The sequence below is a fragment of the Mycobacterium sp. NGS29 genome, from assembly GCF_059812965.1.
Genome location: NZ_JCALDR010000020.1, coordinates 102,359 through 109,409 on the forward strand (window position 1 = coordinate 102,359; position 7,051 = coordinate 109,409).

Annotated in this window: 6 protein-coding genes; all 6 read right to left on the reverse strand. The window is 68.6% G+C overall.

Annotated elements, in window-relative coordinates:
* Nucleotides 1–68: 68 nt before the first annotated feature.
* The 6 genes from AC5Y5Z_RS22345 to AC5Y5Z_RS22370 all read right to left on the reverse strand — a co-directional run bounded on the left by AC5Y5Z_RS22345 (nt 69) and on the right by AC5Y5Z_RS22370 (nt 6,889).
* Complete coding sequence (locus AC5Y5Z_RS22345; protein ID WP_463828988.1) at nt 69–1,124, reverse strand: hemolysin family protein; 1,056 nt, start codon at nt 1,122–1,124, stop codon at nt 69–71.
* On the reverse strand, nt 1,121–2,503 hold the full coding sequence (locus tag AC5Y5Z_RS22350) for a hemolysin family protein (RefSeq protein WP_463828987.1): 1,383 nt from the start codon (nt 2,501–2,503) through the stop codon (nt 1,121–1,123). The genes AC5Y5Z_RS22345 and AC5Y5Z_RS22350 overlap by 4 nt, the downstream gene beginning before the upstream one ends.
* A 7-nt stretch (nt 2,504–2,510) precedes the next feature.
* The gene (locus AC5Y5Z_RS22355; RefSeq protein WP_499927594.1) at nt 2,511–3,947 is read right to left on the reverse strand and encodes a GuaB1 family IMP dehydrogenase-related protein; all 1,437 of its coding nucleotides are present in this window, start codon (nt 3,945–3,947) and stop codon (nt 2,511–2,513) included.
* 14 nt (nt 3,948–3,961) lie between these two features.
* Nucleotides 3,962–5,419, reverse strand: a complete 1,458-nt coding sequence (gene gnd / locus AC5Y5Z_RS22360) for an NADP-dependent phosphogluconate dehydrogenase (RefSeq protein WP_463828985.1) — start codon at nt 5,417–5,419, stop codon at nt 3,962–3,964.
* A gap of 97 nt (nt 5,420–5,516) precedes the next feature.
* A complete protein-coding gene (locus AC5Y5Z_RS22365; RefSeq protein WP_499927596.1) occupies nt 5,517–6,458 on the reverse strand; it encodes a M56 family metallopeptidase in 942 nt (313 codons plus the stop codon).
* Between the two features lie 14 nt (nt 6,459–6,472).
* Entirely contained in the window at nt 6,473–6,889 is a 417-nt protein-coding gene (locus AC5Y5Z_RS22370) for a BlaI/MecI/CopY family transcriptional regulator (protein ID WP_463828983.1), read from the reverse strand.
* Nucleotides 6,890–7,051 lie beyond the last annotated feature (162 nt).

Consider the following 7,051-nt stretch of genomic DNA (forward strand, 5'->3'; position numbering starts at 1 on the left):
CGACGAGCGTAGCCTGGGCGACCTGCGCGACCAGGTGATGGCGCGCTGAGCGAGCGATCCGCGGCCGCTCAGTCGCGGGGCGCGTCGTCGCGCATGTTGCCGACCAGGTCCTCCACCAGATCCTCCAGCGCGACCATGGCCACCACCGCTCCGTCGCCGGCGGTCACCAGCGCCAGGTGGCTGTTGCTGCGCCGCATCCGGGACAGCGCATCGGGCACGTTCAACGATCCGGGTAGCCGCGGCAGGGCGCGGACCAGCGCCAGATCGATCACGGTGTCCGGATGATCGCTGCCGAGTGCCAACACGTCCTTGATGTGCAGGTAACCGAGGTAGTTGCCGTCGCCGTCCACCACCGGGAACCGGGAGTAACCGGTCTGGCCCAACGCCCGTTCGATCGCGCCGATGGTGGGTCCGGATCCGGGCGCGCTGACCGGCACCGCGTGCACCCTGGCCAGCGGCACCGCCACGTCCCCGACCACCCGGGTGCGGACCCGCAGCGCCCGGGTCAGCCGGACGTGTTCCTCCTGGTCGAGCAGACCCTCGGACAGCGACTCGGCGATCATCTCTGAAAGCTCCACGGTGGACACCGTGCTGTCGAGCTCATCCCTGGGCTCCACGCCGAACAGCCGCAGGATCGCGTTGGCGCACTTGTTGTAGAGCACGATGACGGGCCGTGCCAGCCGCACGTAAGGCAGATACGCCGGCACCAGCAACATTGCGGTGCGTTCCGGGCCGGCCAGTGCGATGTTCTTGGGCACCATCTCACCCAGCAACACGTGCAGGGTCACCACCAGGGCGAGCGCGATGACGAAGGCCAGGGTGTGCAGCAGCGCTGGGGGGATGCCGGTCAGCCCCAGCCAGCTGCGCAGCAGCGAAGCGACCGCCGGTTCGGCGATCCGGCCGAGCAGCAGTGAGGACACTGTGACGCCCAGCTGGGCTCCGGCCAGCATGGCCGGCAACTGTTCACCGGCCCGGATTACGGTCACCGCGCTGGCCCGGCCCTGCTCGGCCAGCGCCTCGAGGCGGTCGCGGCGGGCCGAGATCAACGCGAATTCGGCGCCCACGAAGAACCCGTTGAGGGCGATCAGCAGGATCGCCAGCAGCACCGCCAGCAGGGAGCTCATAGGGTGCCCCGCTGCGAGCCGGCTTCCTGCCGGTCATCCGGCACCTGGCCCACCTCCCACAGTTTGACCTGGTCGATGCGGCGGCCGTCCAGTTGGACCACCTTGGCCTGCCAGCGCACCGAGGCATCGGGCAGGCCGTCGCGGTCCAACGCGGGCAGTTCGACCGACTCGCCGGCCTCCGGGATGTGTCCGAGCTCGCGCAGCACCAGCCCACCGATCGTCTCGTACGGGCCCTCCGGGGCCCGGTACCCGGTGGCCGTCTCCACTTCATCAATGCGCAGCAGGCCGGAGACCTGCCAGCCGTCGCCGGAGGCGACCACGTCCGGGGTGGCGTCGTCGTGTTCGTCGCGGACGTCGCCGACGATCTCTTCGATCAGGTCCTCCACGGTTACCATCCCCGCGGTGCCGCCGTACTCGTCGACGACCATCGCAGTCTGCAACGAGTTCGCGCGTATCTCGGCCATCACCGCGTCGCCGTCCAGCGTCGACGGCACCACCGGGACCGGCTTGGCGACCGTGGTCAGCAGAGTTTGGGCGCGCTTGCCGGCCGGCACCGCGAACGCCTGTTTGACGTGCACGATGCCGACCGTCTCGTCGAGGTCGCCGCGCACCACCGGAAATCGGGAGAAGCCGGTGTCTGCGACGGCGGCAACCAGGTCGGCAACGGTGTCGTCGGTCTGCAGGGCCACGATCTTGGACCGGGGTGTCATCAGCTCCTCCGCGGTCAGGGCACCGAACTGCAGCGAGCGGTGCATCAACGCCGCGGTGACGTCGTCCAGGGAGCCGCTGCGCGCCGAGGTGCGCACCAGCGAGACCAGTTCCTGCGGAGTGCGGGCCGAGCGTAGTTCCTCGGCGGGCTCGATGCCGAGTCGACGCACGATCCAGTTCGCCGCACCGTTGGTCAGCCGGATCGCCGGGGTGAACAGGAATGAGAACAACCACTGCGGCAGCACCACCGCCCGCGCGGTGGGCAGCGGCCGGGCCACCCCCAGGTATTTGGGCACCAGCTCGCCGAACACCATCGACACCGAGGTGACCACCAGCAGCGCCAGGATCACCGTGACCGTGTTGGCCACCTCGTCCGGCATTCCCACCGCGTCGAACCACGGGTGCGGCAGGTCGGCCACCAACGGCTCGATCAGGTAACCGGTGGCCAGCGTGGTGACCGAGATGCCCAGTTGCGCGCCCGACAGCTGGAACGACAGCCGGCGGTGCGCCCGCCGGATGAAGCGGTCCCGGGTGGCGCCGCTGCGGGCGTTGGCCTCGACGACGCTGCGGTCCAGGGCGGTCAACGAGAATTCCGCCGCGACGAATATCGCCGTCCCCAGGGTCAGCCCCAGGATGGCCAGCACGCTGATCAGAGTGCCGGGATTTGTCACAGGCCGATCACCAGCCGGTGGGCAAGGGATGCCCCTCGGCGAACCCGGCGGCCGATTGCACGCCGACCACGGCTCGCTCGTGCAACTCCTCCAAGTTCGCCGCGCCCACATAGGTGCAGGTGCTGCGTACGCCGGAGGTGATGTGGTCGATCAGATCCTCGACCCCGCCGCGCTGCGGGTCCAGCCCCATCCGCGACGTCGAGATCCCTTCCTCGAACAGTGCCTTGCGGGCCCGGTCGAACGGGCTGTCCGCGCCGGTCCGGGCCACCACCGCCCGCTTGGAGGCCATGCCGTAACTCTCTTTGTACGGCTGGTTGTCGCGGTCGCGCATCAGGTCGCCGGGGGATTCGTACGTGCCGGCGAACCACGACCCGATCATCACGTTGGCCGCACCGGCGGCCAACGCCAGCGCCACGTCACGCGGATGCCGGATGCCGCCGTCCGCCCACACATGTCCGCCCAATTGTCTTGCCGCAGCGGCACATTCGACCACCGCGGAGAACTGCGGGCGGCCCACGCCGGTCATCATCCGGGTGGTGCACATCGCTCCGGGCCCCACCCCGACCTTGACGATGCCGGCACCGGCCTCGATCAGGTCGCGGGTGCCCTGTGCGGACACCACATTGCCCGCCGCCAACGGCACCCCCAGGTCCAGCGCGGCGATCGCCTTGATCGCTTCGATGGTCTTGGCCTGATGTCCATGCGCGGTGTCGATGACCAGCACGTCCACTCCGGCCTCGGCCAGGGCCCGGGCTTTGGCGGCCGCGTCGCCGTTGATGCCCACCGCCGCGCCGATCCGCAGCCGGCCCGCACTGTCCAGGGCCGGGCTGTAGATGCCGGTGCGGATCGCCCCGGTGCGGGTCAGCACGCCGGCCAGCGCGCCGTCGGCGGCGGTCACCACCGCGACGTCGAGGGGGGCGTGTTCGAGCAGGTCGAAGATCTTGCGCGGTTCGGTGCCCTCCGGTGCGGTGACGAAGTCGGTGACGGCGACGTCGCGCACCCGGGTGAACCGGTCCACACCTGCGCACGACGCTTCGCGCACCACGCCGATCGGGCGACCCTCGAAGACCACCACCGCGACACCGTGGGCACGTTTGTGGATCAACGCCAGCGCGTCGGACACCGAGTCGTCGGGCGTCAGTGTCACCGGGGTGTCGAGCACCAGGTCACGGCCCTTGACGAACTGCACCATCTGCTGAACGGCGGGGATGGGCAGGTCCTGCGGCAGAATCACGATGCCGCCGCGGCGCGCGACCGTCTCGGCCATCCGCCGACCGGCGACCGCGGTCATGTTGGCGACCACCACCGGGATGGTGGTTCCGGAGCCGTCCACCGTGGACAGGTCGACGTCGAACCGCGAGGCGACCTCGGACCGATTGGGCACGATGAACACGTCGTTGTAGGTCAGGTCGAACGCCGGACGGTGCCCGTCGAGAAATCTCATCGTTTAGTTACTCGCTAAGCAGGAACTTCGCTTCGGTCTCCACTCCAGAGGGTGTGGAACTTCTTGCCGGGCTCCTCATCGGTCCGTCCGTAGGTGTGCGCCCCGAAGAAGTCGCGCAGACCCTGGGTGAGCGCGGCCGGCAGCCGTTCGGTGCGCAGACCGTCGTAATAGGACAGTGCCGAAGAGAACCCCGGAATCGGGATACCCAGTTGCGTGGCAGCCACCACCACGCGCCGCCAACTGTCGATGGCGGCCTCGATCGCGTCCCGGAAATACGGCGCCACGATCAACGTGGGCAGGTCGGGGTCGTCGTCGAAGGCGTCTTTGATCCGGTTGAGAAACTTGGCCCGGATGATGCAGCCGCCGCGCCAGATGGTGGCCAGGTCACCGGGGGTGAGGTCCCAGTCGTACTCGGCGCTGCCGGCCTGGATCTGATTGAAGCCCTGCGCGTAGGCGATGATCTTCGACGCGTACAGGGCCCGCTTGACGTCCTCGATGAATTGCGCTGCGTCGCCGGGCTTGTCGCCCAGGTCCCCCGAAGCCAGTCCGGTAGTCGCCTTGCGCTGGGCCACCGACCCGGACAGCGCCCGGGCGAACACCGCCTCGGCGATGCCGGTGACCGGTACCCCGAGGTCCAAAGCTGACTTGACGGTCCAGCGACCGGTACCTTTCTGCTCGGCCTCGTCGACAATCACGTCGACCAGCGGCTTGCCGGTCTTCGCGTCGGTCTGGCGCAACACCTTGGCGGTGATCTCCACCAGGAAGCTGTCCAGATCGCCCTTGTTCCACTCGTCGAAGACGTCGGCGATCTCCGCGGCGGACTTGCCCAGCGCGTCGCGCAGCAGTTGGTAGGCCTCGCCGATCAGCTGCATGTCGGAGTATTCGATGCCGTTGTGCACCATCTTGACGAAATGACCGGCGCCGTCGGGGCCGATGTGCGTGCAGCACGGCACGCCGTCGACGTGGGCGGAAATCTCCTCGAGCAGCGGGCCCAGCGACTCATACGACTCGGCGGGCCCGCCCGGCATGATCGACGGGCCGTTGAGGGCGCCCTCCTCGCCGCCGGAGATGCCGGCGCCGACGAAGTGCAGTCCGCGTTCGCGAATCGCCTTCTCCCGACGGATGGTGTCGGTGTAGAGGGCGTTGCCGCCGTCGATGATGATGTCGCCTTCTTCCATGGCGTCGGCGAGTTCGTTGATGACGGCGTCGGTCGGCTCTCCGGCTTTGACCATGATGATGACCCGGCGCGGCTTTTCCAGTGCGTCAAGGAATTCCGCGATGGTCTCGGTGCGCACGAACTCGCCGTCGGAGCCGTGTTCGTTGAGCAGCGCATCGGTTTTCGCGACCGACCGGTTGTGCAGCGCCACGGTGTAACCGTGCCGGGCGAAGTTGCGGGCCAGGTTCGAACCCATCACCGCCAGGCCGGTCACTCCGATCTGGGCGGTCGCGGTCGGCGAATCCGATGAACTCATGTCCTGCCTCTCCAGGTTGGCGAACTAGGGCGCCCGCAAGCCATTCGGATCACACTGTGACACAGCGGACCTGCGGCACTCCCGGGGTGGGTTCGGCTCAGAAGCTGACCAGCCGGTGTAGTTCTGTCAGCCACGGTACGGCCAGCGCGATGGTCGGTACCACCAGCACCGCCGCGGCGGCCAGGTAGGCCGTCACCGACAACAGCAGGCTGTTCGGCCGGCCGGAGAGCCGCCGCACACGGACCACGGTGCTCGGGCCGCCGGCAGCCAGCGCACCCGACGGTGCGCGCCCCGATGCGCAGGCGACCAGCGCCCGCGCCAGGGGAGTGCGTCCGGTGGCGCGTACCGCGCTGTCATCGGCCAGCAGTTCGACGAGCAGCTGCACTGCGCCCAGAGCGTTGGCGCTGCGCACCAGCCGCGGAAACGCGGCGTGTACAGCCGTGAATGCCTCCAGGACCAGGTCGTGACGGGCACGCAGATGGGCCCGCTCGTGGGTGAGGATGGCGGTGACTTCGCTGTCGGTGAGGGTGTTCAACGCCCCTTCGCTGACCACCACGCGGCTGCGCACGCCGGGCAGACAGTAGGCCAGTGGCTGCTTGACGTCCAGCACCCGCAGGTCGCGGGTCTGAGTGCACCGGGCCGAGTCACGTCCGACCCCGACCAGGTCAACGACCATCCGGTGATGGGCGCGCCGGCGGCGCGTTGCAATGGCCACCCGCACCACAGCCACCATCAAGCGCGCGCCGACCAGCACGGTCAGCGTGAGAACGGCGACGTAGGCCGCCCAGAGCGGCCAGCCGAGCCGCCCCTCGGCGTCCAGGATGCCGGCGGTGGGACGGCCGTCCGGGCCGGGCATCAGCAATCGGCTGGCGATCGCGATACCGGCACTGAAGGTGGACAGGACCGCGGCCAGCGCCACGGCCTGCCAGAGCACCATGGCGGCCCGGGGAGCGCGCAGCGGCCAGGACGCACGGGCCAGCACAGCCGGTGTCGGGCCAGCCAGCAGCACCGCAAGGATGGTGAAGGCCAGCGCAGACACGCTGTAATTCTCCCTTAGTCGTCGGCCGGAGGTCCAGCAGATGGCGAATTGCGGTGATTTGCTTCCAGTTCGGCCAGGGCGCGCCGCAGCGCATCGGCCTCGTCGGCCCCGACCCGCTCGACGAAATGCACCAGGGCGGCCTGGCGGCCGCCGGAGTCCTCGGCCTGGGCCAGGGCGTCGACCATCAGTCCGGCGACCAGTTCGTCGCGGCCGTGCACAGGAGCGTAGCGGTGTGCCCGGTCGTCGCGAATCTGAGAGACGAGATTTTTCTTCGCCAACCGCTGCAACACGGTCATCACGGTGGTGTACGCGAGGTCGCGGCGCGCAGACAATGCCTCGTGCACCTGGCGTACGGTCTGGGGTTCGGCCATAGACCACAAGTGATCCATGACTGCGCGTTCCAGATCCCCCAGCCGCGTCAGCTTGGCCATAGTTCATCTCCTGAGCGTTGGTACCAGCGTACTCCGGCTTACTACCGAGTGTCGTACCTGGCCGTCACGATCTTTCCGGCTCGGTACGTCGACAACACTACGCAATCGGTGCTTGCGAAATTAGGGCAGCCTTGCCTATGCTAATTCTGGTCGAGCGAATAA

What these genes read in the sequence shown, in the direction of transcription:
- gnd (WP_463828985.1), bottom strand. Translation starts at nt 5,419, where the DNA reads ATGAGTTCATCGGATTCGCCGACCGCGACCGCCCAGATCGGAGTGACC.
- AC5Y5Z_RS22345 (WP_463828988.1), bottom strand. Translation starts at nt 1,124, where the DNA reads ATGAGCTCCCTGCTGGCGGTGCTGCTGGCGATCCTGCTGATCGCCCTC.
- AC5Y5Z_RS22370 (WP_463828983.1), bottom strand. Translation starts at nt 6,889, where the DNA reads ATGGCCAAGCTGACGCGGCTGGGGGATCTGGAACGCGCAGTCATGGAT.
- AC5Y5Z_RS22355 (WP_499927594.1), bottom strand. Translation starts at nt 3,947, where the DNA reads ATGAGATTTCTCGACGGGCACCGTCCGGCGTTCGACCTGACCTACAAC.